The organism is Phyllobacterium calauticae (assembly GCF_019991125.1).
Classification (GTDB): domain Bacteria; phylum Pseudomonadota; class Alphaproteobacteria; order Rhizobiales; family Rhizobiaceae; genus Phyllobacterium; species Phyllobacterium calauticae.
Genome location: NZ_JAGENB010000010.1, coordinates 51,279 through 75,655, shown reverse-complemented (window position 1 = coordinate 75,655; position 24,377 = coordinate 51,279). Strand labels below are relative to the sequence as shown.

The following is a 24,377-nucleotide window of genomic DNA, read 5'->3' as shown; positions in this document are numbered from 1 at the left end:
CCCGATGCCCCTTGCCGGGCCTCACCCGAAGGATACGGGTACCGCGCAACATGAAGTTTGCGCCGCCCGCACGCCGACATCCGGCTTTACCCTAAATTGCAGATTGTGACGGATTGGAACCAGGCGTTGAATGCGCTATGGGGTATGCATGAAGCTCATTCAAATCGCCGCCTGGCTGCTGTTCGCAGCCATACTTTTCATCACGGTCGACCCCATCAGCCTGCGGCCGGAGAGCGGCTTGCCGGTCAATGTCGAGCGCTTTGCAGCTTTTGCCGTGCTTGGCTTCGTCTTTGCGGCGGCCTATCCGCGGCGGTGGCTGCTCATCCTGGTTTTGGTGGTTGGCGCGGCTTTCGGTTTCGAGCTGGCGCAGATGCTTGCCCCAACCCGGCATGCCCGGCTGCTCGATGCCGTGGTGAAGGCGGCCGGCGGAACCTTCGGGGTTGCCGCAAGCACGCTCTTCCTGCGCCTTTTGCGCTAAGGGGATTCGCCCTGCCATTAGCCAACGGCAAGCCCCGGAAGCATTTTACCTGCGGCGGGCCGTCTGGAAGCGGATATCGCCCGCAGCGGCCAAAAGGATAATATCGTCGCCCAGCGACCATTCTGCCGCCCGCGCCGCCAACCGTGCGGGAACAGCCTCTGAATTGCCCGGACCAACCGGCACATCGTAGGTTGCGTGGCCATCATGGGAAAGGATCACCGCAAATCCCTTTTCCAGCGCAGCTCGCGCCGTCGCCGCCAGGCACATTTCCGACAGCATGCCGCAGATCGCCATCGACCGGACGCCCTGCGCCCGGAGCATATTCTCGAGCCCGGTGCCATCGAAGCCATTATCTCTGGACTTGCGGATCACCGTTTCGCGCGCCTCCGGCGGAAAGAACAATTGCCAGCCATCGGTATTCGGCGCGTCAACCGCGCCGGCAGGACCGTCATTCTGCAGGAAGACAACAGGCACCTTGGCCGCGCGCGCATTCTCGAGAAGCCTTTTCACCGCACCCTGAAGCTGGACGCAATCCGGGACGGCTTCGGCTCCCGTAATGAAGGCATTTTGCACATCGACGATCACCAGGGCGTGGGCAGTTATCTCATCTTTTGTAAACGCCAAGTCTCCACCCTCCTCCGTCCGCAGCGCCAACCGATACGATAGTCCCGCGCCGAGGTTTATTCACTGTTTCGTGTACGGCCAGCCCGGCATTTGAACACCGGATATATTCCAAACCACCCGGAATCATTGCATATATTAGGTCTCTCAAAAAAAGTCATAAGACATGAGGGGTGTGGAACATGCGAACAAGAATTAAGTTTCTGGGACGACAGAGCTGCAAGGAAAAAATCATCGTTCAGGCGGAGGAGCGGAGTCGCGCTGCCGAGATGAATTTTCAGGATTGCACGGTCGATGTGCCGGCGCTCGTCAGGCGTATACGACGAAAGGCGAGAATTAAACTTCTGACAGCGCACAGATAATCCGGATTTCGGATGTGGCTTTCACCCATGCGCGCGTTGCGGCTGGCTGCAGCCATTGTTGAATGGCGTATCAATTGCGCTCAGAATCAGCCACAACCAAGCTGCCCGCAAGGGCAAGGCGCGACTGCTATCAACTTAAGGATAGGGTCGGGCGGGCTGATTGACGTCTCACCCGCTGCCACGAACGGACGTGGCCGCCTCTAGACTCATGCCGGGCGGTCAGGCACGGGAAACAGCATATCCACCAGACCGCCGGACGCCACGCAGCTGACGGAAATACCAAGCGAAAACCTGATAATATTTACAAGCCCTATCACAATTTTGTTACAATAGCATGATATGCTTATACTTTAAAGTATTCATACTGATTATACTTGATATTAACCCTGTGTTAACTTATAGTTGCAAATCCGCAACAATAAAAATCCCATCGCTCCCGGCATTAAAGATTTGTAATTTGACATTTGACTCTACGACCAAAGTCGCAGAATACCGAATTGTCACTACCAATCTCATGGAGAGCAACAATGAACATTAAGAGCCTGCTACTCGGCTCCGCTGCAGCTCTGGTTGCAGTAACTGGCGCGCGCGCTGCTGACGCAGTTGTCGTCGCCGAACCTGAAGCTGTCGAATACGTTCGCGTTTGCGATGCATACGGCAAGGGCTTCTTCTACATTCCTGGCACCGAGACCTGCCTGAAGATCGGCGGCTATGTCCGTTACGACGCCAAGGGCGGCGACAGCGTATACACCGGCGGCCATGTCAGCGGCATCAAGGGCTCCGACGGCCTCAACGAAGACACCTATTACAAGCGCACACGCGCCACAGTTCGTTTCGACGCCCGTTCGGAAACAGAACTCGGCACACTGCGTTCGTACATTGAAACACGTTTCAACTACACGAACGGTTCCAACAGCGGTGGCCTGATTCCTAACGCGTTCATCGAACTCGGCGGTTTCCGCATCGGTGTTGCTGACGAACTGTTCGGTTCGTTCACCGGTTATGCCGGTAGCGTCATCAACGACGACGTGATCAACTATCAGTCCGGCACATCCAACCAGGTTAGCTACACGTTCGCAGCTGGCAATGGCTTCTCGGCCATGATCGGTGCTGAACAGGGCGAATCCGAATCCGACAACGACGGCGTTTCGCACGACTACCGCATCAACGATTACATGCCGCATGTAGTCGGCGGTGTGAAGTACGAGCAGGGTTGGGGCGGTATCTCGGCTGTTGCTGGTTATGACTCGGTTATCGAAGAATGGGCCGGTAAGGTTCGTTTGGACGTCAAGTTCACCGACACTGTCAAGGCATTCGTCATGGGTGGCTATCAGTCGAACTTCGACGATAACTACGCGCATGCACGCAGCCTGAACTGGTTCGGCCGCTGGGAAGGCGACTGGGCTGTTTGGGGTGGTCTGTCTGCCAAGGTTACAGATAAGGCAACTGTCAATGCACAGGTTGCATACGAATCCGAAGGCACCGTTGCTGGTACTTTGAACGTTGCTTACGAGCTCGTTCCTGGCTTCACAGTTACGCCAGAAATCAGCTACACCAAGTTCGACGGTCATCGTAAGGATGTATCGATTGCCAACGGCGGCAACGACGATGCATTCGGTGGCATGATCCGCTTCCAGCGCAACTTCTAATCCTTAACAGGATTTGAAGATGTATCCGGGGCCCGTCCCCGGATACTCAGGCCTTGGCCCAACAAACATATGAATTGTGTTTGGCAATGGAGAAGGACTGCATTGCTGAACTGCGATGATGAGATCTCCAGTCACGTCATTTTTTTGAAACGGTGGGCTTCGCGGCTCACCGTTTTTTACATGTGCAGCGTTGCGCGCGCTGCACGCCGGCCGGATCGACATGTTGTGATTTGGAAACCGGCGCGTTTCCCGCTATATTCCGCCCTGGAATGCAGGAGGTTACGGATATGCGTGATCTTGATTTCTTGCTTGCAGTCATTGTGATTATCTTGCTGGCGTACCAGGCGAAACCGTCGCACCGGGTGTAAACGGCAAGAGTTGACTGACCTCTCCATAGAATGATCCAGGCAAGGATCGACTGTCCGTCGTATGATCCGGGAATATCCGTATACGAACCACAGCATTGGGCTTTCGGCATGGGCCGGGAGCGGAACGTCGTCAGGGAGCGAATGAACTATGGGAGAAGCGATTCTTCACACGCCGCACCATGCACAGCCTGCATCGCCCAAAACGATGCAAAAGGTGAGCAAACAAATTCCTAAAACTGCCTGTGACCCGACAAAACTCTCTTCAATCCTGCGGTTGGCCAAAGGCGGATTCAGCCACCGGCGCTTCAAGCATGACACCAAGTAGGTTTTGACCGGAGAAACAAAAAGCCCGTTATCGGAACGCCGATAACGGGCATGCGGGGGTGTCCGCCGGAGCAGCGTTTGCCGCTGTCTTATTTTGGCAGGAGAACCTTGTCGATCACGTGAATGACGCCGTTCGACTGCTTGACATCAGCGATCGAGACATGAGCGACGTTGCCCTTCTCATCCTTGATCGAGATTTTGCCGCCCTTTTCGCTGACGGTCAGAATGCAACCACCGACCGTCTTTACCTTGTGCGAGCCGCCATCGTCCTTGATCATCTTCTTGATCGTCATGGACATGGCGTCAGCAGCCACCACATGGCAGGTGAGAACCTTGGTGAGCGTCGCCTTGTTTTCTGGTTTCAAAAGCGTCTCGACAGTGCCTTTTGGCAGCTTGGCGAAAGCTTCGTTGGTTGGCGCGAATACCGTGAACGGTCCCTTGCCCTGAAGCGTTTCGACAAGACCGGCCGCCTTGACTGCGGCGACAAGTGTTGTGTGGTCCTTGGAGTTGACCGCATTCTCGATGATATTCTTGTTGGCATACATCGGTGCGCCGCCAACCATCGGGTTGTCCTTTGCCAATGCTGCTCCGCTCAGTGCTGTAACCGCCAAAAATCCGGCGAAAATACCTGCAGTCAATTTACCCATTGTATTGCTCCGCGTTTGCCTCCCCTTCCTGGGGAATGCAAACAAGAACGAGGGCTTGACCGGGAAAGTTTCCGGCAGGTGCATTTATTATTTTTCCGGGCGCTGACATTCGAACAAAGCCCGAGGGGAACCTAAGGGGCCCCTGCCCGTTATAGGCTTGTCATGCACAGGAGCAGATAAAGAATGGCAATATTTTCCAAAACCACCGATGATATCCAGGACGATGTCGAGGCTCAGATTGCAGCCTTGCGCAAGGAAGTGTCGAAACTCACGGCCAATCTCGCCGACATGGGCGGTGAAAAGCTGGACGATGTGAAACGCGTTGCCACCAACCAGGTGCGCTATGCCGCCGATGCGGCCAAGGAAAACCCGCTGGCAACCCTTGCTATCGTGGCGGGCGCAGCCCTGCTCATCGGGCTTGTTTCAAGACGCTAACGAAGGGTGATGGCCATGGACAGTGCTGAACCAAGCCATAACGATGAAGATCGCGCACGTTTGCAGCGCGAAATCGAAGATCTGAAGCGCGATCTGGCGGCGCTGACGCAGTCGCTCGCCGACAAAGGCGTGCAACTGCTCGATGATCTCGAAGGCGATGATTCCTCGGCCTTTGACGCCATCAAGGACGGCGGACGGCGGGCAGCACATGCTGTCGGCCATCAGGCCCGCAAAATCGGCGGTATCCAGACGCAGAATTCCGTCTCGACGCTGATGGTCATTGCAGGCCTCGGCATCGTCATCGGTATGCTGGCCCGTTGAATCAGTTCCAAATTTTTTCAAAATATTTTGGAACTTTTGGCGGATGGCGGCGTTTCCACAATACTGGTCCCCCAACCAGCTAGGCTGAACCCCACAGCCAACCCCAAATCCCAGCTTTCACTCCCCGTGGAAGCTGGGTTTTTTTATTGGCGGGAGCGCGGTGCGCGGTTCGACAAGCTCACCATGAGGGAATTCATTTGATTGCAAGGCCAATCGGATACGTTGCAGCATATGGCTCCCCGCAATCCTCAACCTCCCTCATGGTGAGCTTGTCGAACCACGAACAACCTATTTGCCAGCCTGCAACCCTGCAGCGAATTGCGCGGTGAACCTAGCGGACCTGATCCAGCAGGCGCTTGCATTCCAAGAGGTCGAAAAGCGTTTCCTGCAGCAGGGTCCGGTTGTCCTTTGACAGCCGCTTGCCGTCGGCAGCCACCGGCCCGTCGTCGTCGCCCTTGATCAGGCCAAAGAGACGCCGGCCATGGGACGATGATTTCGGCGATCCCATGACGGCGGCTTCTTCCGCCGCGTCGGCGCGTTCCTGCTCGGCGGAATGTGCTTCCTCCTCGCGAACGGCCGCCTGCTTCTGCTGGCTGATGGCTTCGGCGGCAGCGGTGTCGCCGCTGCCGAGCGCGATGATGAACTGCGCGCCATTTTCCCGCAAAAGCCGCTGCACGCCCTTGATCGTATAGCCCTGATCATACAGCAGATGGCGGATGCCCTTGAGCAGGTCGACATCGAGCGGGCGATAATATCGTCGTCCGCCGCCGCGCTTCATCGGTTTGATATGGGTAAAACGCGTTTCCCAAAAACGCAGAACATGCTGGGGAAGATCGAGATCTTCAGCAACTTCACTGATGGTTCTAAAAGCGTCGGGACTCTTGTCCATGTTTTCACCCTTTCAGGAGAAAATCTGATTCGACGCCCATTTCAGCGGTTTATCAAGTGGTTTTCAAGTACAACGCGAGATTGCCCCACAGCAATCTCGCCCAGGGAACCGAAGCGCCCTGCATAAATCCGCTATGCAGATTTCTTCTTGCGTGCCTGATGCGAGCGCAAAATGCGCTGTTTGAGCACATTGGACGCCTTGAACGTCATGACCCGGCGAGGCAAAATGGGCACCTCTTCACCCGTTTTCGGGTTGCGGCCGATGCGTTCGTTCTTGTCCCGGACCTGAAACGTGGCGAACGATGACAATTTGACCGTTTCGCCACGAACAATGGCATCACATACTTCATCGAGAATGGTTTCGACGAGTGAAGCTGACTCCGTGCGTGAAAGCCCTACCTTGCGATAGACTGCTTCGGCCAGATCAGCGCGCGTAATGGTCTTACCCCCCATACGATCTCTAAGCTCTCGTTTGTTGCAAAACTATCAAGGTGGAAGCGGAAGTTATAGGATCAAATCCGATAGGGCAAGCAGGTAAAACAGTTGATAAAACAAACTGCTGACCCAACCGGACCATCACCACCGTAGCAGAACTGCACCCCACGTAAAGCCCCCGCCCATGGCTTCAAGAAGGACAAGATCGCCCTGCTTGATCCGCCCGTCGGCAACCGCTGTCGCCAGGGCCAGCGGGACGGACGCCGCGGAGGTATTGCCATGCTGGTCAACCGTAATGACCACCTTTTCCTCGGCAAGGTTCAATTTCTTGGCGGATGCGTCGATGATGCGCTTGTTGGCCTGGTGCGGAACGAACCAGTCGACATCCTCGGCGGTGATCCCGGCTTCCGAGAACGAGGCTTCGATGACGTCGGTGATCATACCGACCGCATGCTTGAAAACCTCGCGGCCCTCCATGCGCAGGTGACCGACGGTCTGGGTGCTGGATGGTCCGCCATCCACATACAACTTCTGCTTGTGCGAACCGTCGGACCGCAGGTTGGCGGTGAGGATGCCGCGATCGGATGTCAGGCCGCGTCCCTCATTGCCCTCAAGCACGACGGCACCGGCGCCATCGCCGAACAGGACGCACGTCGTGCGGTCATTCCAGTCGAGAAGCCGCGAGAACGTCTCCGAACCGATGACCAGAACGCGCTTGGCCATGCCGCCGCGAATGTAGAGGTCGGCAGTGCTGATGGCATAGACAAAGCCGGAGCAGACCGCCTGCATGTCGAAGGCAAAGCCATGGGTCATGCCGAGGCGTGCCTGGATGTCGACGGCGGAGGCCGGGAACGTATTGTCGGGCGTCGAGGTCGCCAGAATGATCAGGTCGATGTCGTCCGGTGTCATGCCGGCATTGTCGAGCGCTGCGCGTGCTGCTGCCTCGCCCAGCGAAGCGGTTGTTTCGCCCTCGCCTGCGATATAGCGCTGACGGATGCCCGTCCGCTGCACGATCCACTCGTCGCTGGTTTCGACAATGCCTTCCAGATCGGCGTTCTTGACCAGGCGCGCCGGTTTGGCCGCCCCTACACCTCTAACAACGGACCGGATCATTTATTTTTCCTACGCCTGTGGTTCTATTTCAGCTTCTGAATCATTTTCGGTCTCGCCCTGAAAAGCGACCCCGACCGGGCTTTTGTGAAAATGGCTCAGATCCGAGGCAATTTTGCTCAGGAGCTTGTTGCGCGCCATATCATAGCCGACATCGACGGCGGACGCGAAGCCCAGCGCATCGGTTCCGCCATGGCTCTTGATGACAACGCCATTGAGCCCAAGAAACACGCCGCCATTGATCTTGCGCGGGTCCATTTTCTCCCGCAGATGATTGAATGCGCCCCTGGCGAAGAGATAGCCGATCTTGGCCATCAATGTGCGGCCCATGGCATCGCGCAGATACTGCGCGAACTGCTTGGCCGTCCCCTCCGCCGTCTTCAGGGCGATGTTTCCGGTAAACCCTTCGGTGACCACCACATCGACGGTGCCCTTGCCGATGTCGTCGCCTTCGACGAAGCCGTAATATTCAAGGCTTGGCAAGGGAATCTCGCGCAAAATGCGCGCAGCATCCTTGACGTCGTCCTGTCCCTTGATTTCTTCAACCCCGACATTGAGCAGGCCGATCGTCGGGCGTTCGATCTCGAACAGCGACCGGGCCATGGCGGCGCCCATGACGGCATAGTCGACCAGCTGCTGCGCGTCGGCACCGATGGTCGCGCCGATATCGAGCACGATGCTCTCACCGCGCAATGTCGGCCAGATGCCGGCAATGGCCGGACGTTCGACATTGGCCATGGTGCGCAGGCAGAATTTCGACATGGCCATCAGCGCGCCGGTATTGCCCGCCGATACGCAGACATCCGCCTCGCCGGTTTTCACCGCCTCGATGGAGCGCCACATGGATGACTTCCAGCGGCCGTTGCGCAAGGCCTGGCTGGGTTTTTCGTCCATACGCACCGACACGTCGCAGTGGTGGAATGTCGAGCTCGCAAGCGTGGGATGACGGTCGAGAACCGGCCTTACCTCTTCCTCACGACCGAAGATCACAAACCGGATATCAGGATGGCGCTCCAGCGCCGTTGCCAGACCGGGAATGACGATCTCAGGACCGAAATCACCGCCCATGGCATCAATGGAAATTCTGATCACTCTCGATTGTCCTGTTCAGTGAGTATGCTTGCTGGGTTTATCAATTGCTCAAAGACTCGGCGAAAATAGTCAATTTCCGTCGCTGTACAACCGGAATCTGCCGGACCTCCGGCACATGGACTGGAATCATTGTGAAAAACACTGCCCCTTTTTGGGTATTTTCCGTTGTTATAGCCCATCAGGGCAGTATTTCGATAGTCAGCCTCAGGAAATCGTCACAATCAAGGCTTCTGTTTCCAGTCCTTGAGGCCGGCAAACGGACTGACAGGCTTTTCCGCTGTTTCGTCATCACCGAAGACAACCTCGATGGGCGTATCCGATACGCCCTCCTTGCGGGGGTATGGATCAATGGCCAGCTCGAAAAACTCCTCGGCTATGGCACCGGCATCCAGCGTATCGCCGGAAAATGTCTCCGGTATATCGGGACCGTCGGCGCTGATGATCAGCTCGCCGTTCTCATCGAGCGGCAAACGCGCCAGCTTGGAGTTCTCCGGCACGAACAGCGTATCCACCTCCGCATTGACGACCGCATCGACAGGATCCGACGTGACAACGCAGGACTGGACGATCCGGGCCTTTACCACGCCGCGCACGCGTATGCCGTCCTTCTTCCAGGGAACAATCTGCAGATCGGCCTTGAACGACGTTACATCCTGCAATTCGTGAAAGTCCCGCAGCGCTATGCGCTCGCGCTCGTCCGCTTCGATCTTGACGGTCAGTCCCTTCTGCGGAAGCCGTTTGACCGAGACCGGGAAACTGAGTGCGCCATCGATATTTCTTGTCATTTTGCTCCCCTTCCTAATTCTGCAGGGTTTCTGCATCGGCGCTGGCGTCCGGAAAGGCCAGCTGCCCGCGGGCTATATCTTCATCCGACTGGTTTTCCAGGAACAACGCCGCTTGGATGGTGTATCCGGCCAGCGCGAAGGCGCCTGTCCATTCGCGGGTGTCAGGGCGGACATTGCGGGCCAGTGCGGCCGCCAGGGCCGGATGGTCGTTGGTCTGGAGCGCCTTGTCATAGGACTCCACCCGGCCATAGAACATGCGCGCCAGCTTTTTCATCCGCTTCGGGATACCGGAGTCGCCGATCCCAAGCTCCCGCAGCGAGTGATCCACGTCCCGGAAGAATTCATCCGTCACTTCCTGTCCGATCATCTTGAGAGCTGGTGTCCTGCCCTTTATCCGGCGCATGAAAAGAAAAACGTGCAAAGATACCATTTCATAGCGTCCGAGCGGCGAATCCGGCACATCAATGTCAGAATAGAGGTATGGCTGCCGCGCCGCCGCCACGATCACATCGTAGAGGGCTGTGGTAATCGCCTCATTTGCTTTGGCCTTACGGCTGAATAAATTGAGAATCATATATGTGCTTTCACTTGGGTCGGACCGCAACACGAGTCGCCGGTTGCATCGGACTTCAAGGTGGTTTACCGAAGTTCTGCGGGCAGCGAAAGACGTGGCCCCACTATTGAAATGGAGATGTCGTTGTTGCAGCGGATTTTCAAGGCCGATCGTTCCCGGGAATATCTTCTCGCCGGAGCTCTGTTTTTTGTCGTAGGGCTTGCCGGCTGTAATACCGCCAACCTCAATCCATCCGAAACATTGTCGGAAGGTTATATTCTCGACGAGAAGGCGCTGGCGTTCGTTCCGGTCGGTTCCAGCCGCGAGCAGGTCATCCTGTCGCTTGGCAGCCCGTCTTCGACGGCAACGTTCGACAACGAAGTCTTCTATTACATTTCCCAGAAGCGCAAACGCAGCGTCGCCTTCATGCAGCCGAAGGTGACCGACCGTCGCATTCTTGCGGTTTATTTCGACCAGAAAAGCAAGGTCGCCAGCATTTCCAATTACGGATTGCAGGACGGCAAGGTTTTCGACTTCATCTCCCGCACCACGCCGACCGGCGGCAAGGACCTTTCGTTCCTCGGCCAGCTGCTTGCGGGCGTTGGCAAGGCACCCGGTTCCATTGGTGCAGGCGGACCTCCCGGTCAGTAATTCCTGCGCTGAAAACAAAAAACCCGCGAAACCGGATTTCGCGGGTTTTTCTTTGACGTGACGGGCGGTTATCCGTGCGCAAGCACCGCCAGCAGCAGCAAGGCCACGATGTTGGTGATCTTGATCGCCGGATTGACCGCAGGGCCAGCCGTGTCCTTGTAGGGATCGCCAACCGTATCGCCGGTCACGGAAGCCTTGTGGGCATCCGATCCCTTCATGTGACGAACGCCATCCTTGTCGACAAAGCCGTCTTCAAAGGACTTTTTGGCATTGTCCCAGGCACCGCCGCCGGATGTCATCGAAATGGCAACGAAAATGCCGTTGATGATCACGCCGAGAAGCGAAGCACCGAGCGCGGCGAAGGCCGAGGCTTTTGAACCGGAAATCAGCAGAACGCCGAAATAGACGACGAGCGGCGCCAGAACCGGCAGCAGCGACGGCACGACCATTTCCTTGATGGCGGCGCGGGTGAGAATATCCACCGCCCGCGCATAGTCCGGACGCTCCGTACCGGCCATGATGCCCGGCTTTTCACGGAACTGCCTGCGCACCTCTTCCACCACGGAACCTGCTGCCCGGCCAACGGCCGTCATCGCGATACCGCCGAAGAGGTAGGGGATGAGACCGCCGAAGATCAGACCGGCGACAACGTAGGGATTGGACAGTTCGAACGATACGGCGCCCATTCCCTTGAAATAGGAGAAGGCCGTCGAACCATCCTTGTTCGCTTCGCTGATGAAGAACTGCAGGTCGTTGGAATAGGCGGCAAACAGCACCAGCGCGCCCAAACCGGCCGAACCGATGGCATAGCCCTTGGTCACGGCTTTCGTCGTGTTGCCAACGGCATCCAGCGCGTCGGTGGACTTGCGCACGTCCGGATCAAGCCCGGCCATTTCCGCGATACCGCCGGCATTGTCCGTCACCGGACCGAAGGCATCGAGCGCAACGATCATGCCGGCAATGCCGAGCATGGCGGTAACGGCGATGCCGGTGCCGAACAGCCCGGCAAGCTGGTAGGTCGAGATGATGCCGCCGACGATGACCAGGGCGGGCAGCGCCGTCGATTCAAGCGACACGGCCAGACCCTGGATGACGTTGGTGCCGTGACCGGTGACCGATGCCTGGGCAATCGAATTGACGGGGCGCTTGCCGGTGCCGGTGTAGTACTCGGTAATCACCACGATCAACCCCGTCACCACAAGCCCGACCAGGCCACAGTAGAAGAGATTGATGCCGGTGATCGATTTACCCGCAACAATACCCACCTCGCCCCAGCCGACAGTCATCGACGTGGCAAGGGCAAGACCGGCAATCGACAGAAGACCCGTCACGATGAGGCCCTTGTAGAGCGCCCCCATGATCGAGTTGTTCGCACCGAGCTTGACGAAGAACGTCCCGGCAATCGAGGTGATGATGCAGGCGCCGCAGATCGCCAAGGGATAAAGCATGACCGTGCTCAGGACGGGCGTTGCGGCAAAGAAGATGGCACCCAGAACCATGGTGGCAACAATGGTCACCGCATAGGTTTCGAAAAGGTCGGCGGCCATGCCGGCGCAGTCGCCGACATTGTCGCCCACATTGTCGGCGATGGTTGCCGGGTTGCGCGGGTCATCTTCGGGAATTCCGGCTTCGACCTTGCCGACGAGATCGCCGCCGACGTCGGCACCCTTGGTGAAGATGCCACCGCCAAGACGGGCGAAGATGGAAATAAGCGACGCACCGAACCCGAGGGAGACAAGCGCGTCAATGACAACACGGTCCGCAGGCAGATGGCCCATCGGGCCGGTCAGGATATAATAATAGACCGAGACACCCAAAAGGGCGAGACCGGCCACGAGCATGCCGGTGATCGCGCCGGATTTGAACGCGATCTCGAGACCGGCGGCGAGACTGCGGGACGATGCCTGCGCCGTGCGCACATTGGCACGGACGGAAACATGCATGCCGATGAAACCGGCAAGCCCCGACAAGACGGCACCGATCATGAAGCCGACTGCCGCGGTGGAAGACAAGAGGTACCAGACTGCTAGAAAGACAACGACGCCAACCATGGCGATCGTGGTATACTGACGTGTGAGATAGGCCTGTGCACCTTCGCGAATTGCACCGGCGATTTCTTGCATGCGCGCATTGCCCTGGTCCGCTGCGAGCACCGATTGGGTAGCCCAGAAAGCGTAAACGACAGACAGCAGACCGCAGGCGATGACGAGAAACAGTATAGTCATGCCACTCCCTCAGATTTTGACCCGAAAAATACCCCTCCCCAGGTCAGGTTCGGTACGGCACGCAAAATCTGCCAGGCCGGCAGAAACGCGACCGTATGTACTAGGAGTAACGAAGCGGATGCGAAAAGGTCAAGGCCTTTCGCTGAGGCGGCTCAGGGTTGGGATAGACCGATCTGATTCAGCAGGTTTGGCGCATTGTGTTCTGGCTGGCGCGTGGTTCGACAAGCGCACCACGCACCACGCCAAAGGCGGGTGTCCGCCATTTTCAATGAAGGGACGTCAGCCGCGCGGGTTCTTCGCGCCGCGGCTTTCACCGCGCAATTCGAAGGCCAGACGGTCGAGCACGGCATTCACCAACTTGGGTTCGTCTTCCGTGTAGAAGGCCTTGGCGATGTCGATATATTCCGAAACGATAACCGCCGTCGGCACATCGGGACGGTTCTTCAGTTCCCAGATACCGGCGCGCAGGATCGCCCGCAGCGTGGAATCGAGCCGTGACAGCGGCCAGTCTTCGGTCAGGGCCTGGCGGATCATCGGGTCGAGGGATGTCTGCTCAGCAACCACACCGGCGACAATGGCACGGAACCATTGCGGATCGGCATCCAGATACTGCGTACCGTCGACTTCCTTGCCGAGACGGTGCGCTTCATATTCCGCCACCACCTCGATCACGCCGGTTCCGGCAACGTCCATCTGGTACAGTGCCTGCACCGCCGCCAGGCGGGCAACGCCGCGCTTGTTGGCGGGCTTTACAGCGGGACTTTCCCCATCTTTGGAAGCAGGCATCCGGTCAGGCTCCGAGTTTTTCCTTGAGGGCAATCATGGTCAAGGCAGCGCGCGCTGCAAAGCCACCCTTGTCCTTGTCCTCGCGGCGGGCACGGGCCCAGGCCTGCTCTTCGTTCTCGACGGTGAGAATGCCATTGCCGATGGCAATGCTTTCATCCACCGCAAGCTCCATCAGAGCACGGCAGGATTCATTGGCAACGATATCGAAATGATAGGTTTCGCCGCGAATGACCGTACCAAGCGCCACGAAGCCATCATACTCCGTTCCGCCGTCTTCCGCTGCATCGAGGGCAAAAGAAATGGCGGCAGGCACTTCAAGCGCGCCGGGAACGGTCACGACATCATAGGTTGCCTTGCCTTCATCGAGCGCCAGTTTGGCACCGTTCAGCAGGGCATCCGACAGGTCGTCGTAGAATCGCGCTTCCACGATCAACAGATGGGGCGCATGCGCCTTTTTTTTGGACATGGAAAACTCCAGAACTCAATGGGGGTGGCGAAGATGCTCCGCCTCTGCGTGTGGTCCTAGGCTGATTTCGGATATTCCGCAAGCCGTGCAGCGTATCTCGCCATCTGATCGATCTCGATATTCACCTTGTCACCGGCCTTGCGGTCGCCCCAGGTGGTGACTTCGAGCGAATGGCGGATCAACAAGACGTCGAATTCATTGCCATTGACGGCATTGACCGTCAGTGACGTGCCGTCGAGCGCCACGGAGCCTTTCGGCGCGATGAACCGCGCCAGTTCTTCCGGCACCCGCAGCGTGAAGCGGACGGCATCGCCCTCATCCTCGCGCTTGACGATCTCGGCCATGGCATCGATATGGCCGGAGACAAGGTGCCCGCCCATCTCGTCGCCCAGCTTCAGCGAGCGTTCCAGGTTGATCCGCGTGCCGTTCTTCCAGTTGGCGATGCTGGTCAGGCGCAGAGCCTCTTCCCAGGCTTCCACCTCGAACCAGCGGGCATTCGAACCCTTTTCCGGCAGCGTCACGACGGTCAGGCACACGCCTGAACAGGAGATGGAGGCGCCGATCTCGATCGTCTGCGGATCGTAATTGGTCTCCACGCGCAGAAGCACGCCTTCATTGAGCGGCTTGACCTGACCTATCTTGCCGATATCCGTTACAATTCCCGTAAACATGCATAGTTCCTCAGATGGGTCTTACGTATTCGCGATAGTGATCGTCACCGAAGCGGTCATCCCGCGACAGCGTGAAGTCACGAGCGATATGGGAAGAAAGTTCCGGTACTGCAAGACCGCCGTTCGATCCGATTGCCAGCGGGCCTTCAAAAAGCGCAATGCGGTCAACGAGATCGTCCTGCAGAAGCGCAGACGCGACGGCGGCACCGCCCTCCACCATCAGCGTGGCGATGCCCTGCGCCGCCAGATCGTCGAGCAGTTCCGGCAGCGCGGTTGCGCCGCAGTCGGTTTCGGTCGCGAGCATACGGCAGCCCGCCGCGACCAGCGCCTGGCGCTTGGCCGGATCGGCCTGGGCGCTGGCGGCAATCCACAGGGGAACGCTACCCGCCGATTGCACCAGCTTGCTGTCCAGCGGCAGACGCAGCCGGCTGTCGAGCACGACGCGCACCGGCGAGCGGTTTTCCAGCCCCGGCAGGCGGCAGGTCAAGACGGGGTCATCGGCCAGCGCCGTGCCGATTCCCACGAGAATGGCATCGGATTCAGCCCGCATCAGGTGCACCTGCGCCCGCGCGACCGGGCCGGTGATGGCAATCTGGCCCGTCCCGTGCCTGCCGATATAACCATCGGCGGAAAGTGCAAGTTTCAGAGTCACTTCCGGGCGCTTTTTCGATGATCGAATCAGGTAGCCGGCGAGATAATCGGCGGCTTCGGCCGCCAGAACGCCGGTCACCACCTCGATGCCGCCATTGCGCAGGATGGCATAGCCCCTGCCCGCCACCCGGTCATCCGGGTCATTGGCGGCGGCAACGACGCGGCTGACGCCCGCTGTCACAAGCGCATCGGCACAGGGCGGCGTCTTGCCGTGATGGGCGCAGGGTTCGAGCGTGACATAGGCCGTGGCGCCCCTCGCCCGGTCGCCAGCCTCGGCCAGGGCTTGTGTTTCCGCATGCGGCCGCCCGCCGATGGCGGTCACGCCGCGCCCGGCAATGACACCGTCCTTGTCGACAATCAGCGTGGCGACGGACGGGTTTGTTCCCGTCAGCCCCTGATGGCTGCGCGACAGACGAATGGCCGCAGCCATGTAGCGCCGGTCAAGCGCACTCTGCTCCGATGGGTTCATGCGGTTCACTCATCCTCGACCGGATCGGACGCAACATCGCCAGCGGTGATTTCGTCGATCACATTGTGGAAATCCTTGGCCTCGCGGAAATTGCGGTAGACCGAGGCGAAGCGGATGTAGGCGATGTCGTCGATGCCTTTCAGCGCATCCATGACCAGCCGGCCGATTTCGTCGGAGCTGACCTCCGGTTCGCCGGAGCTTTCGAGCTGGCGGACAATGCCCGACACCGCGCGCTCCACCCGTTCCGGATCGACCTGCCGCTTGCGCAGTGCCACTTCCACCGAACGCATCAGCTTGTCGCGGTCGAAAGCCACCTTGCGGCCGCTCTTCTTGATCACGCTGAGATCGCGCAGCTGCACGCGCTCGAAGGTGGTGAAGCGCCCGCCGCACACGGTACAGATGCGCCGTCTGCGGATCACCGCCCCATCTTCGGCGGGGCGGGAATCTTTCACCTGAGTATCCTCAGACTGGCAGTAGGGACAACGCATCGTTTGGCTTTCCGGAGATGATTCTGAAATCGTTAGGGAAGATAGTGGCTTTCGGTACGATATAAAAGCACCCTGGCCGCAACGATGTGTCAAAGAAATGGTTGGTCTGGCTAATCTTGACCGGCTGGTGGCAAAGCTGCTGTGCGTGGTTCGACACGCTCACCATGAGGGAGATGGAGGATTGCAAGGAGCCATACCCTGCAACCGTTGCGATTAGCTTGAAGCCAACTCACCTCCCTCATGGTGAGCGTGTCGAACCACGCACTTCCGCCCGCACCCGCAAACAAAAATGGCGGCGCTCAAGCACCGCCATTTCCAGTATTTCTCCCGGATTTACTGTCCGAGATAGGGGTAAAGCGGGAAGCGGCCAGTCAGCTCGACCACCTTGGTCTGCACGGCCTTTTCAACCGCTGCATTGCCCTCGTCGGAATTGGCAACCTTCAGGCCATCGAGCACTTCCGAAATCAGATTGCCGATCTCGGTGAATTCGGCCGCGCCGAAACCGCGCGTCGTGCCGGCCGGGGTGCCCAGGCGCACGCCCGAGGTGACGAACGGCTTTTCCGGGTCGAACGGGATGCCGTTCTTGTTGCAGGTGATGTTGGCGCGGCCAAGCGCGGCTTCCGCACGCTTGCCGGTGGCATTCTTGGGACGCAGGTCCACCAGCATCAGATGGTTGTCGGTGCCACCCGAAACGATGTTGAGGCCGTTCTTCTTCAGCGATTCCGCCAGGGTACGGGCATTGTTCACGACATTCTGGCCGTAGGTCTTGAATTCCGGCTTCAGCGCTTCGCCGAAAGCCACGGCCTTGGCGGCGATGACATGCATCAGCGGTCCGCCCTGCAGGCCGGGGAAGACAGCCGAATTGATCTTCTTGGCAATATCAGCGTCGTTGGTCAGGATCATGCCGCCGCGCGGGCCGCGCAGGGATTTGTGCGTCGTGGTGGTGGTGACATGCGCATGTGGCAGCGGCGACGGGTGCACACCGGCAGCCACGAGACCGGCGATGTGCGCCATGTCGACCATGAGATAGGCGCCGACCGCATCGGCGATCTGGCGGAAACGCTCGAAATCCCAGACGCGCGAGTAGGCCGTGCCGCCGGCAATGATCAGCTTTGGCTTGTGCTGATGCGCCAGGCGTTCGATTTCGGCCATGTCGAGCAGGTTGTCGTCCTGGCGCACGCCATAGGAAACGACATTGAACCACTTGCCGGACATGTTGACGGGCGAACCGTGGGTCAGGTGCCCGCCGGAATTGAGGTCAAGACCCATGAACGTGTCGCCCGGCTGCAGCAGTGCCAGGAATACGGCCTGGTTCATCTGGCTGCCGGAATTCGGCTGCACATTGGCATATTCGCAATTGAACAGTTTTTTGGCGCGCTCGATGGCCAGTTCTTCCGCGATATCGACAAACTGGCAGCCGCCATAATAGCGCTTGCCCGGATAACCCTCGGCATATTTGTTGGTCATGATCGAGCCCTGTGCCTCAAGCACGGCACGCGAAACGATGTTTTCCGAGGCGATCAGCTCGATCTCGTGGCGCTGGCGGCCCAGTTCCTTACGGATGGAGCCAAAAATTTCCGGATCGATGTCTTCGAGTGATGCGTTGAAAAATGTATCTGCAACGGAAGCGCTTGCATTCGACATGGTGCCTGGACCCTCATTTGCCGGTAAGTGAGTAGGTATTTCCGGCGCATTATCATACTTAAACGATCAAGGCCAATGGCCGGTGGGCGAAAAGCACTAGCCCGAAACCGCCATCCACCATTCAAATGCAAAAAGACCGCCCGGAGGCGGTCTTTGCAATATCAGCATATTCAAGCAGATGCAGCGATCAGGTGTTGGTGCCGATCGACAGGGCCTGCTGGCCATCGCGCTCGTAAATATCGTCGCGCAGCTGGACGACGCCGTCGCCGGTCGACCAGGCGCTGACATAGACGAAATGCAGGGGAACCGGATCGGCAACGGCGATCGGCGTGTTGACGCCGGATTTGATCGTCGCATCCATGGTCTGGCGGTCCCAGCCCGGCGTGTTGCGCAGCAGCCAGACATTCAGGTCGCGCACGTTCTGCACGCGCACGCAGCCGGAGGAATCGAAGCGCATCAGCTTGTTGAAATTGCCCTGCTGCGGCGTGTCATGCATGTAAACCGCATAGGGATTGGGGAAGTTGATCTTGGTCGAGGACATGGCGTTGATCTTGCCCGGGTCCTGACGGAACATCAGCTTGACCGCATCGTCGGTGTTCCAGTCGACGCTTTCCGGCGGCACTTCCTGGCGCTGTTCGTTGAACAGGCGGATCTTGTTGCGCGTGAGGTATGTCGGATCCTTGCGCATCAGCGGGATAATGTCCTTCTGGATGATCGACTTCGGTGCCGTCCAGTAAGGGTTGAGAATGACTTCGGAGATCTTGGAGTCGAGAATTGGAGTCTGGCGGTCGATCTTGCCGACAATGGCCGTATGGCGCTGCACGACGCGGCCGCCCTCGACGGCTTCGATCTGCGCGGCCGGAATATTGACCATGACATAGCGGGCGCCCTGGTTGGCAGCGGCGAGCGTGCGCACGCGCTCCAGATTGGTCTGCAGCTGGCCGAGCCGGATATTGGCCGGAATGTTCATGGCGGCAATGGTGAACTGGCCCATGACACCATCAGCGGGAAGGCCGTGACGGGTCTGGAAACGCTTCACCGCCGCATCGACATAGGTGTCGAACGAATTGGAAATGCCGGCGCTCGCGGACAGATCGCCCGATACCATCAGGCGCTTGCGCAGGATGGAAACGGAAGGATCGACAACGCCGAGTTGCAGTTTGGTGGTAACCGGCACGTTCGGCCAGCCGCCACCGGCAACGATCTGGTTGTAGCTGTTGATGGCCGCCTGAATGAAGGACACCGTCTCGGGGCTGGCAATCGGCTGGAAGCTGGCCACCTTGGCATGGGCGCTGGAGCGTGCGTCGAACTGGTCGTCCCAGTTGCCGCGGCGTGGAGAAGCAAGGATGTCGTTGATTGCGGCATCTTCCGCCCAGGCGGACGATGCAATGGCAGCCAAACCAGCTGTTGCCACGCCCGTGAGGAATGTGCGGCGATCAAGCGCTGATGATCCTAGTTTCTTCATAGTATTGCCCAACCCAATTGGAAGTTCTGTAACCAACCCGTCGCCTCATAACGCAGAACACGGATTATGGTTTCCAAAATTATCAGGAACACCCTTAATAAACAGCAACTTTTGCACTGATCGCGTTATCGTGATGGTTCGAGCGCCGATCAGCCCGTGCGGAGGCCGCTATTTAAGCTTCACTGAATTATGGAATAACTCAAAACGCCTTTCCACGCCATTATGGCGGATTGATGACTTTTGGCCCGTTGGCACAGCCCTGCACAGCAAAGCCCGCCTTCGCTGTCACGCGAAGCCGGGCTTTTGTTTGACAGTGGTTTCGAGGATTACATGCGGTAGGCGATGGTATCATTCCAGAAGCGGTCGAGACGCTGCAACGCCTTGTTCATCGACTGGAATTCTTCCGCCTTGATACCGCCGACATGCTCGATCGACGCCACGTGACGCTCGTAAAGGCCTGCAACCAGTTCGGCCACTTCATTGCCCTTCTCCGTCAGGCTGACGCGAACCGACCGGCGGTCGGTGCGTGAACGCTCGTGGGAGATGAAGCCGAGCTCGACCAGTTTCTTCAGATTGTAGGACACGTTCGAGCCGAGATAGTAACCGCGGCTGCGCAGTTCACCGGCGGTCAGTTCAGCATTGCCGATGTTGAAAAGCAGCAATGCCTGGATGGCGTTGATGTCGCTGCGGCCGTTGCGGTCGAATTCATCTTTGACAACGTCAAGTAAACGACGATGCAGACGTTCGACCAACTGAAGTGCTTCAAGATAAAGAGTCCGCAATGCTGTATCATTCACGGTCGCATGCGGGCTCGTGCCAGACTTTCTCTGTATGTTGTTCATAATACCTGCCTCACTGTTGTTTCGGTGTATTTTTCTCACCGTTGAGGCAACACTATCGAATACGCATAAAATTCGAATTAAAACTCAGACTTAACAGTACCTTACCACGAGGCATGCAATTTCAGGCTTAATGAAGACTTACCGCTGCGGCATGGCCTGCTGGCGCTTCTGCAGCAAAAGCACGATACGGAAGGCGATATAGAGCAAGGCGACGCAGCCATGGATAACGGCGATTGCGGGCCGGTAATAAAAGTATTCCCAGAACACCGTGAACATCAGCGTCTCACCCGCGGCAGCCACGAACCAGATGACGGGACCCCAGGAAACCATCATCCAGAGCCCGGTCGCCGCCACGGGAAACAGCATGGCCAGCGACACGGACGCCACCTTCCATTGCCAGGGCATCAGGTCGAAGCGCCAGAGCAGCCCGTCGTAATAGCCCATGATCTGCACCCAGTAACCGACACCGGCCGCGAGGCAGTACAGCGACACCAAACGCAGCAGCCAGATGAATCCGGTCTGGGCCAGGGTCGAATCGAAGGGCAGATGGGTGGGCTTCTCGATCATGTAAGCTGCAGTTCCCGCTCGCCCAGCGGCGCGAAATAAGCGTCCACCAGCTCCGGCGTCACGTCTTCGACCGTTGCCGGCTGCCAGACCGGCGCATTGTCCTTATCGACCAGCAGCGCCCGGACACCTTCATAGAAATCATGGTTTTCCAGCATTCGGGACAGGATCCGGTATTCCATCTGCATGCATTGATCCATGTCGAGATCACGTCCTTCTTCGATCTGCCTGAACGTCACGTGCAGGCTGGTGGGAGAACGTGTCCTGACGATATCCAGAACGCGCTGCGCATCCTCGTTTCCGTTCACGCCGGCGGCAGCCAGGCGGATGAGACAACCGCCAAGCGTTTGCGAATCGAAGAGCACGCCGATCATATCGCGTATTTTTTCACTGGTTTCATAGTCCGGATTGATCGTTTTGCCGTGCAAGGCTTCCGCCGGGTCGCCTGTTTTGATCAGGCTATGGCGGATCGCCTCCTTGTCCTGCGCCCGGATCGCATGGGTGGCAATGCCGCTCTGCAGGCAATCGCCCTGGCGGATACGGTTGCCGGTCAGGGCAAGATAGGTGCCGAAATGCTCTGGCAAATGCGGCAGGAAGGCGCTGCCGCCCACATCGGGAAAGAAGCCGATACCGACTTCCGGCATGGCGAACATGACATTTTCCGTGACGATCCGGTGTGAGCCATGCACGGAAATGCCGACGCCGCCGCCCATGACGATGCCGTCGATCAGGGAAACATAAGGTTTTGGAAAATGGCGGATGAAGGCGTTGAGCCGGTACTCGTCGTAAAAGAAGTCATAGAGCGGCTTGCCCGCCTGCCCCGCATGGTAGACGGCAAGAATATCGCCGCCCGCACAAAAGGCGCGGCCTTCCCCCTCAACGATAACGCAGGCGATATCGGGATCGGCGGCCCAGGCCTGCAGGGCGCGATGCATCGCCCGGACCATGATCGGGGTCAGGGCATTGAGGGCTTTCGGGCGTGTCAAACGAACCAGTCCGGCCTTGCCCCTGGTTTCGAATACTACTTCGCCTTCGCCGCCGAAATCGATTTCCATGCACCCCTCCTCATTGATTATTATGAGGTTAGGAAACTCCGGCGCACCGCGTCAATGGATCACATCTGTTGCCAAGCATCTTGGTCCGAGGGGGGAAGCCTGTTAAAACACTTCTAAACAACAGCAGAAAGTCCGCTGCACGCGGATAAGGCAGCCATCATGAACAAAGTTTCCCCTTTTCATGCCAGCACCGGCAGGACCGTCGATGAAATCACGCAGAGCCGCCGCCTGCGCCGCATGCGCAAGGCCGACTGGTCGCGCCGCCTGGTTCAGGAGAACCAGCTGACGGTGAATGACCTGATCTGGCCGATCTTTCTGTGCGAGGGAACGAATCGCCGTGAAGACATTGCCGCCATGCCCGGCGTGCAGCGCTTTTCTGTGGATATGGCCGCGCGCGAGGCGGAGCGTGCCGCAAAGCTCGGCATTCCGGCCATTGCCACCTTCGCCAATATCGACCCGGCGCTGCGCGATGAGACGGGATCGGGCATTCTCGATGCCGACAACCTGATCAACCGCGCCACCCGCGCCATCAAGGACGCAGTGCCGGAAATCGGCATGATCACCGATGTGGCGCTCGACCCGTTCACCAGTCATGGCCATGACGGCATTCTGCGCGACGGCATCATCGTCAATGACGAGACGGTGGCGCAGATCACCCGCGGCGCCGTGCTGCAGGCAGCGGCCGGTGCCGATATCATTGCACCGTCCGACATGATGGATGGCCGTATCGGCGCCATCCGCGAAGCGCTGGACCAGAATGGTTTCCAGGATGTGGCGATCATGGCCTATGCCACCAAGTTCGCATCGGCCTTCTATGGCCCCTACCGCGAAGCCATCGGCACGTCGGGACGCCTGAAGGGCGACAAGAAGACCTATTACATCGATCCGGCCAACACGGACGAGGCGATCCGCGAAGCGGAGCAGGATCTGGCGGAAGGCGCCGATTCACTGATGGTCAAGCCCGGCCTGCCCTATCTCGACATCATCCACCGGCTCAAGCAGACATTCTCCGTCCCGACATTCGCCTATCAGGTGTCCGGCGAATACACGATGATCAAGGCCGCCGGCGCCAATGGCTGGATCGACGAGGAACGGGTGATGATGGAAACGCTGCTGGCGTTCAAGCGTGCCGGTTGCGACGGCATCCTGACCTATTTCGCCCCGCTTGTCGCCGAGCGCCTGAAAGCCGGCCTGTAAAAAATCTGCTTGAATTTCCATTCTGGAGTTCCCACGTTCTGCAGCACGGCACTGTGTCCGTGTGTTTGAAACGGGAAACGAAATGAATACGAGCGCGCTTGACGGCGAAATAATCACCAACCGCCTGGATGACTGGCGGATGTATCAGGGCGTGCGGTCCAGCCGCATTTTCGCGTTCCTGATGGATTATGTCATCGTGTTTTTCCTGTGCATCCCGGTCGCGATCGTCATCGCCATTCTGGGTGTTGCAACGCTTGGCCTTGGATGGATGCTGTACGGCATCATGTTCCCGGCCGTGGCGCTCGCCTATGTGGCGACAACACTCGGCGGACCGCGCCAGGCAACCAAGGGCATGCAGATGATGGGCCTCCGGCTCGAACGTCTTGACGGCCAGAAGGTCGATGGCCTGCTTGCGATCGTCCATACGGTCCTGTTCTGGGGATTGAATGTGGTGCTGACACCGCTTATCCTGCTCGCAACTTTCGTTGTCGACCGCAAACGCACGGTCCACGATCTTCTTCTTGGTACGGTCGTCGTACGCGCATATCATTAATCCAGAAGGCTCCCGTCGGGAGCCTTCTTCCTTTACCGGCCACATCCATGACACATCTCAGGCTTGCTGCTCTCGCCGCAATGGCATTTGCATTCTATGGTTCCGGACTTGGCGACAGCATCGCTGCTTCGCCGGCCGGACGGTTTTGCGGCGAGGTGATTTCAAGCGGCGACTACCGGGATGTCGTCACGGCGCTCAATGTGGATCGTGATGGCCGCATATCGGGCACATACCAGATCGAAGCGCGCGATGGCCTCGTCATGGGAACCCTCGCGGAAAAAGATCCGGCCAAGGGTACCGAGCGCACGATGGTCTGGGTCGACAAATACGGCTCGGGTCTGCTGACCATTCGCTTTTCCAACGATTACCGTTCCTTCGCCGGCCGCTGGGGCCGTACGGTCGACGGCAAGGCGGACGCGCCGAGCCATTCATGGAACGGCCAGCCCTGCTACAATCTCAATGACGAGCACGGCTGACATTTTGCTTGGCACCTCGGTCCTGGCCGTAACGTTTGCAACGACGACCCGCGACATTCACATCTGAATGCAATATAATTGAATTGACGTTTTCGGGGGTCTTACG

General features: G+C 58.4%; 27 protein-coding genes. 8 read left to right on the top strand and 19 right to left on the bottom strand.

The features are described from left to right. Positions 1 to 148 precede the first annotated feature (148 nt). On the top strand, positions 149 to 478 hold the full coding sequence (locus tag J1W56_RS23635) for a VanZ family protein (RefSeq protein ID WP_223615731.1): 330 nt from the start codon (positions 149 to 151) through the stop codon (positions 476 to 478). A 45-nt stretch (positions 479 to 523) separates the two neighbouring features. Here the strand turns inward: J1W56_RS23635 and J1W56_RS23630 are convergent, their stop codons facing one another. Continuing rightward, entirely contained in the window at positions 524 to 1,102 is a 579-nt protein-coding gene (locus J1W56_RS23630) for an isochorismatase family protein (protein ID WP_223615730.1), read from the bottom strand. Between the two features lie 886 nt (positions 1,103 to 1,988). On the opposite strand from J1W56_RS23630, the gene J1W56_RS23625 reads away from it, so the two are divergent. Continuing rightward, positions 1,989 to 3,110, top strand: coding sequence for a porin (locus J1W56_RS23625; protein ID WP_223615729.1), 1,122 nt, complete (start codon positions 1,989 to 1,991; stop codon positions 3,108 to 3,110). Between the two features lie 781 nt (positions 3,111 to 3,891). On the opposite strand, the gene J1W56_RS23620 is transcribed toward J1W56_RS23625, so the two are convergent. After that, positions 3,892 to 4,449, bottom strand: a complete 558-nt coding sequence (locus J1W56_RS23620; protein ID WP_223615728.1) for a fasciclin domain-containing protein — start codon at positions 4,447 to 4,449, stop codon at positions 3,892 to 3,894. A gap of 183 nt (positions 4,450 to 4,632) precedes the next feature. Between J1W56_RS23620 and J1W56_RS23615 the strand changes: the two genes are divergently transcribed. Together J1W56_RS23615 and J1W56_RS23610 are read left to right on the top strand one after the other, a co-directional pair. Continuing rightward, entirely contained in the window at positions 4,633 to 4,884 is a 252-nt protein-coding gene (locus J1W56_RS23615) for a DUF883 C-terminal domain-containing protein (protein WP_223615727.1), read from the top strand. 15 nt (positions 4,885 to 4,899) lie between these two features. Further along, the gene (locus J1W56_RS23610) at positions 4,900 to 5,205 is read left to right on the top strand and encodes a hypothetical protein (protein WP_223615726.1); all 306 of its coding nucleotides are present in this window, start codon (positions 4,900 to 4,902) and stop codon (positions 5,203 to 5,205) included. 331 nt (positions 5,206 to 5,536) lie between these two features. On the opposite strand, the gene J1W56_RS23605 is transcribed toward J1W56_RS23610, so the two are convergent. The 6 genes from J1W56_RS23605 to J1W56_RS23580 all read right to left on the bottom strand — a co-directional run bounded on the left by J1W56_RS23605 (position 5,537) and on the right by J1W56_RS23580 (position 10,089). Next, positions 5,537 to 6,094: a MerR family transcriptional regulator gene (locus J1W56_RS23605; RefSeq protein ID WP_223615725.1), complete on the bottom strand. Its 558-nt coding sequence runs from the start codon at positions 6,092 to 6,094 to the stop codon at positions 5,537 to 5,539. Positions 6,095 to 6,225: 131 nt separating this feature from the next. Next, positions 6,226 to 6,546 (bottom strand): integration host factor subunit alpha, encoded by a 321-nt coding sequence (locus tag J1W56_RS23600; protein WP_091883889.1) that lies wholly within the window; start codon positions 6,544 to 6,546, stop codon positions 6,226 to 6,228. A 123-nt stretch (positions 6,547 to 6,669) separates the two neighbouring features. After that, positions 6,670 to 7,641, bottom strand: coding sequence for a beta-ketoacyl-ACP synthase III (locus J1W56_RS23595; RefSeq protein WP_105735591.1), 972 nt, complete (start codon positions 7,639 to 7,641; stop codon positions 6,670 to 6,672). A 9-nt stretch (positions 7,642 to 7,650) separates the two neighbouring features. Then, positions 7,651 to 8,730, bottom strand: coding sequence for a phosphate acyltransferase PlsX (plsX, locus tag J1W56_RS23590; protein ID WP_223615724.1), 1,080 nt, complete (start codon positions 8,728 to 8,730; stop codon positions 7,651 to 7,653). Positions 8,731 to 8,951: 221 nt separating this feature from the next. Continuing rightward, positions 8,952 to 9,515, bottom strand: coding sequence for a YceD family protein (locus tag J1W56_RS23585; RefSeq protein ID WP_223615723.1), 564 nt, complete (start codon positions 9,513 to 9,515; stop codon positions 8,952 to 8,954). A 13-nt stretch (positions 9,516 to 9,528) separates the two neighbouring features. Then, positions 9,529 to 10,089, bottom strand: coding sequence for a ubiquinol-cytochrome C chaperone family protein (locus J1W56_RS23580; protein WP_223615775.1), 561 nt, complete (start codon positions 10,087 to 10,089; stop codon positions 9,529 to 9,531). Positions 10,090 to 10,212: 123 nt separating this feature from the next. Between J1W56_RS23580 and J1W56_RS23575 the strand changes: the two genes are divergently transcribed. Then, positions 10,213 to 10,719, top strand: a complete 507-nt coding sequence (locus tag J1W56_RS23575; RefSeq protein WP_223615774.1) for an outer membrane protein assembly factor BamE — start codon at positions 10,213 to 10,215, stop codon at positions 10,717 to 10,719. 68 nt (positions 10,720 to 10,787) lie between these two features. On the opposite strand, the gene J1W56_RS23570 is transcribed toward J1W56_RS23575, so the two are convergent. From J1W56_RS23570 to J1W56_RS23520, 11 genes are all read right to left on the bottom strand, one after another. Further along, positions 10,788 to 12,944 carry a sodium-translocating pyrophosphatase gene (locus J1W56_RS23570; RefSeq protein WP_223615722.1) on the bottom strand — a complete coding sequence of 719 codons (2,157 nt, stop codon included), beginning with the start codon at positions 12,942 to 12,944 and terminating at the stop codon, positions 10,788 to 10,790. Positions 12,945 to 13,223: 279 nt separating this feature from the next. Then, positions 13,224 to 13,730 (bottom strand): transcription antitermination factor NusB, encoded by a 507-nt coding sequence (gene nusB / locus J1W56_RS23565; protein WP_223615721.1) that lies wholly within the window; start codon positions 13,728 to 13,730, stop codon positions 13,224 to 13,226. A 4-nt stretch (positions 13,731 to 13,734) separates the two neighbouring features. Then, the gene (gene ribH, locus J1W56_RS23560) at positions 13,735 to 14,196 is read right to left on the bottom strand and encodes a 6,7-dimethyl-8-ribityllumazine synthase (RefSeq protein ID WP_091883905.1); all 462 of its coding nucleotides are present in this window, start codon (positions 14,194 to 14,196) and stop codon (positions 13,735 to 13,737) included. Between the two features lie 56 nt (positions 14,197 to 14,252). Beyond that, a complete protein-coding gene (locus J1W56_RS23555; RefSeq protein ID WP_223615720.1) occupies positions 14,253 to 14,867 on the bottom strand; it encodes a riboflavin synthase in 615 nt (204 codons plus the stop codon). 10 nt (positions 14,868 to 14,877) lie between these two features. Further along, on the bottom strand, positions 14,878 to 15,987 hold the full coding sequence (ribD, locus tag J1W56_RS23550) for a bifunctional diaminohydroxyphosphoribosylaminopyrimidine deaminase/5-amino-6-(5-phosphoribosylamino)uracil reductase RibD (RefSeq protein WP_223615719.1): 1,110 nt from the start codon (positions 15,985 to 15,987) through the stop codon (positions 14,878 to 14,880). A gap of 5 nt (positions 15,988 to 15,992) precedes the next feature. Next, positions 15,993 to 16,475 carry a transcriptional regulator NrdR gene (nrdR, locus tag J1W56_RS23545; RefSeq protein ID WP_105735609.1) on the bottom strand — a complete coding sequence of 161 codons (483 nt, stop codon included), beginning with the start codon at positions 16,473 to 16,475 and terminating at the stop codon, positions 15,993 to 15,995. 333 nt (positions 16,476 to 16,808) lie between these two features. Next, on the bottom strand, positions 16,809 to 18,119 hold the full coding sequence (gene glyA / locus J1W56_RS23540) for a serine hydroxymethyltransferase (protein WP_223615718.1): 1,311 nt from the start codon (positions 18,117 to 18,119) through the stop codon (positions 16,809 to 16,811). Positions 18,120 to 18,306: 187 nt separating this feature from the next. Then, positions 18,307 to 19,596 (bottom strand): L,D-transpeptidase family protein, encoded by a 1,290-nt coding sequence (locus J1W56_RS23535; RefSeq protein WP_374042779.1) that lies wholly within the window; start codon positions 19,594 to 19,596, stop codon positions 18,307 to 18,309. Between the two features lie 314 nt (positions 19,597 to 19,910). After that, the gene (gene ldtR, locus J1W56_RS23530) at positions 19,911 to 20,426 is read right to left on the bottom strand and encodes a transcriptional regulator LdtR (RefSeq protein WP_105735615.1); all 516 of its coding nucleotides are present in this window, start codon (positions 20,424 to 20,426) and stop codon (positions 19,911 to 19,913) included. 138 nt (positions 20,427 to 20,564) lie between these two features. Further along, positions 20,565 to 20,993, bottom strand: coding sequence for a DUF6163 family protein (locus tag J1W56_RS23525; protein ID WP_223615716.1), 429 nt, complete (start codon positions 20,991 to 20,993; stop codon positions 20,565 to 20,567). Next, positions 20,990 to 22,045, bottom strand: a complete 1,056-nt coding sequence (locus J1W56_RS23520; RefSeq protein ID WP_223615715.1) for an enoyl-CoA hydratase/isomerase family protein — start codon at positions 22,043 to 22,045, stop codon at positions 20,990 to 20,992. Before J1W56_RS23520 ends, J1W56_RS23525 begins: the two co-directional genes overlap by 4 nt. 159 nt (positions 22,046 to 22,204) lie before the next feature. On the opposite strand from J1W56_RS23520, the gene hemB reads away from it, so the two are divergent. From hemB to J1W56_RS23505, 3 genes are all read left to right on the top strand, one after another. Further along, positions 22,205 to 23,242, top strand: coding sequence for a porphobilinogen synthase (gene hemB, locus J1W56_RS23515; protein ID WP_226904791.1), 1,038 nt, complete (start codon positions 22,205 to 22,207; stop codon positions 23,240 to 23,242). Positions 23,243 to 23,381: 139 nt separating this feature from the next. Next, positions 23,382 to 23,795, top strand: a complete 414-nt coding sequence (locus tag J1W56_RS23510) for an RDD family protein (protein WP_403177534.1) — start codon at positions 23,382 to 23,384, stop codon at positions 23,793 to 23,795. A gap of 47 nt (positions 23,796 to 23,842) precedes the next feature. Beyond that, complete coding sequence (locus J1W56_RS23505; RefSeq protein ID WP_223615713.1) at positions 23,843 to 24,271, top strand: hypothetical protein; 429 nt, start codon at positions 23,843 to 23,845, stop codon at positions 24,269 to 24,271. Positions 24,272 to 24,377: the final 106 nt, after the last annotated feature.

Excerpts from the sequence above, each read along its gene's own strand:
- hemB (WP_226904791.1), top strand. The coding sequence starts at position 22,205 with ATGAACAAAGTTTCCCCTTTTCATGCCAGCACCGGCAGGACCGTCGAT.
- J1W56_RS23520 (WP_223615715.1), bottom strand. The coding sequence starts at position 22,045 with ATGGAAATCGATTTCGGCGGCGAAGGCGAAGTAGTATTCGAAACCAGG.
- J1W56_RS23580 (WP_223615775.1), bottom strand. The coding sequence starts at position 10,089 with ATGATTCTCAATTTATTCAGCCGTAAGGCCAAAGCAAATGAGGCGATT.
- J1W56_RS23610 (WP_223615726.1), top strand. The coding sequence starts at position 4,900 with ATGGACAGTGCTGAACCAAGCCATAACGATGAAGATCGCGCACGTTTG.
- glyA (WP_223615718.1), bottom strand. The coding sequence starts at position 18,119 with ATGTCGAATGCAAGCGCTTCCGTTGCAGATACATTTTTCAACGCATCA.
- nusB (WP_223615721.1), bottom strand. The coding sequence starts at position 13,730 with ATGCCTGCTTCCAAAGATGGGGAAAGTCCCGCTGTAAAGCCCGCCAAC.
- ribD (WP_223615719.1), bottom strand. The coding sequence starts at position 15,987 with ATGAACCCATCGGAGCAGAGTGCGCTTGACCGGCGCTACATGGCTGCG.
- J1W56_RS23525 (WP_223615716.1), bottom strand. The coding sequence starts at position 20,993 with ATGATCGAGAAGCCCACCCATCTGCCCTTCGATTCGACCCTGGCCCAG.
- J1W56_RS23615 (WP_223615727.1), top strand. The coding sequence starts at position 4,633 with ATGGCAATATTTTCCAAAACCACCGATGATATCCAGGACGATGTCGAG.
- ribH (WP_091883905.1), bottom strand. The coding sequence starts at position 14,196 with ATGTCCAAAAAAAAGGCGCATGCGCCCCATCTGTTGATCGTGGAAGCG.
- J1W56_RS23595 (WP_105735591.1), bottom strand. The coding sequence starts at position 7,641 with ATGATCCGGTCCGTTGTTAGAGGTGTAGGGGCGGCCAAACCGGCGCGC.
- J1W56_RS23505 (WP_223615713.1), top strand. The coding sequence starts at position 23,843 with ATGACACATCTCAGGCTTGCTGCTCTCGCCGCAATGGCATTTGCATTC.
- J1W56_RS23510 (WP_403177534.1), top strand. The coding sequence starts at position 23,382 with ATGTATCAGGGCGTGCGGTCCAGCCGCATTTTCGCGTTCCTGATGGAT.
- J1W56_RS23585 (WP_223615723.1), bottom strand. The coding sequence starts at position 9,515 with ATGACAAGAAATATCGATGGCGCACTCAGTTTCCCGGTCTCGGTCAAA.
- J1W56_RS23600 (WP_091883889.1), bottom strand. The coding sequence starts at position 6,546 with ATGGGGGGTAAGACCATTACGCGCGCTGATCTGGCCGAAGCAGTCTAT.
- J1W56_RS23625 (WP_223615729.1), top strand. The coding sequence starts at position 1,989 with ATGAACATTAAGAGCCTGCTACTCGGCTCCGCTGCAGCTCTGGTTGCA.
- J1W56_RS23635 (WP_223615731.1), top strand. The coding sequence starts at position 149 with ATGAAGCTCATTCAAATCGCCGCCTGGCTGCTGTTCGCAGCCATACTT.
- J1W56_RS23570 (WP_223615722.1), bottom strand. The coding sequence starts at position 12,944 with ATGACTATACTGTTTCTCGTCATCGCCTGCGGTCTGCTGTCTGTCGTT.
- J1W56_RS23620 (WP_223615728.1), bottom strand. The coding sequence starts at position 4,449 with ATGGGTAAATTGACTGCAGGTATTTTCGCCGGATTTTTGGCGGTTACA.
- ldtR (WP_105735615.1), bottom strand. The coding sequence starts at position 20,426 with ATGAACAACATACAGAGAAAGTCTGGCACGAGCCCGCATGCGACCGTG.
- J1W56_RS23605 (WP_223615725.1), bottom strand. The coding sequence starts at position 6,094 with ATGGACAAGAGTCCCGACGCTTTTAGAACCATCAGTGAAGTTGCTGAA.
- J1W56_RS23555 (WP_223615720.1), bottom strand. The coding sequence starts at position 14,867 with ATGTTTACGGGAATTGTAACGGATATCGGCAAGATAGGTCAGGTCAAG.
- nrdR (WP_105735609.1), bottom strand. The coding sequence starts at position 16,475 with ATGCGTTGTCCCTACTGCCAGTCTGAGGATACTCAGGTGAAAGATTCC.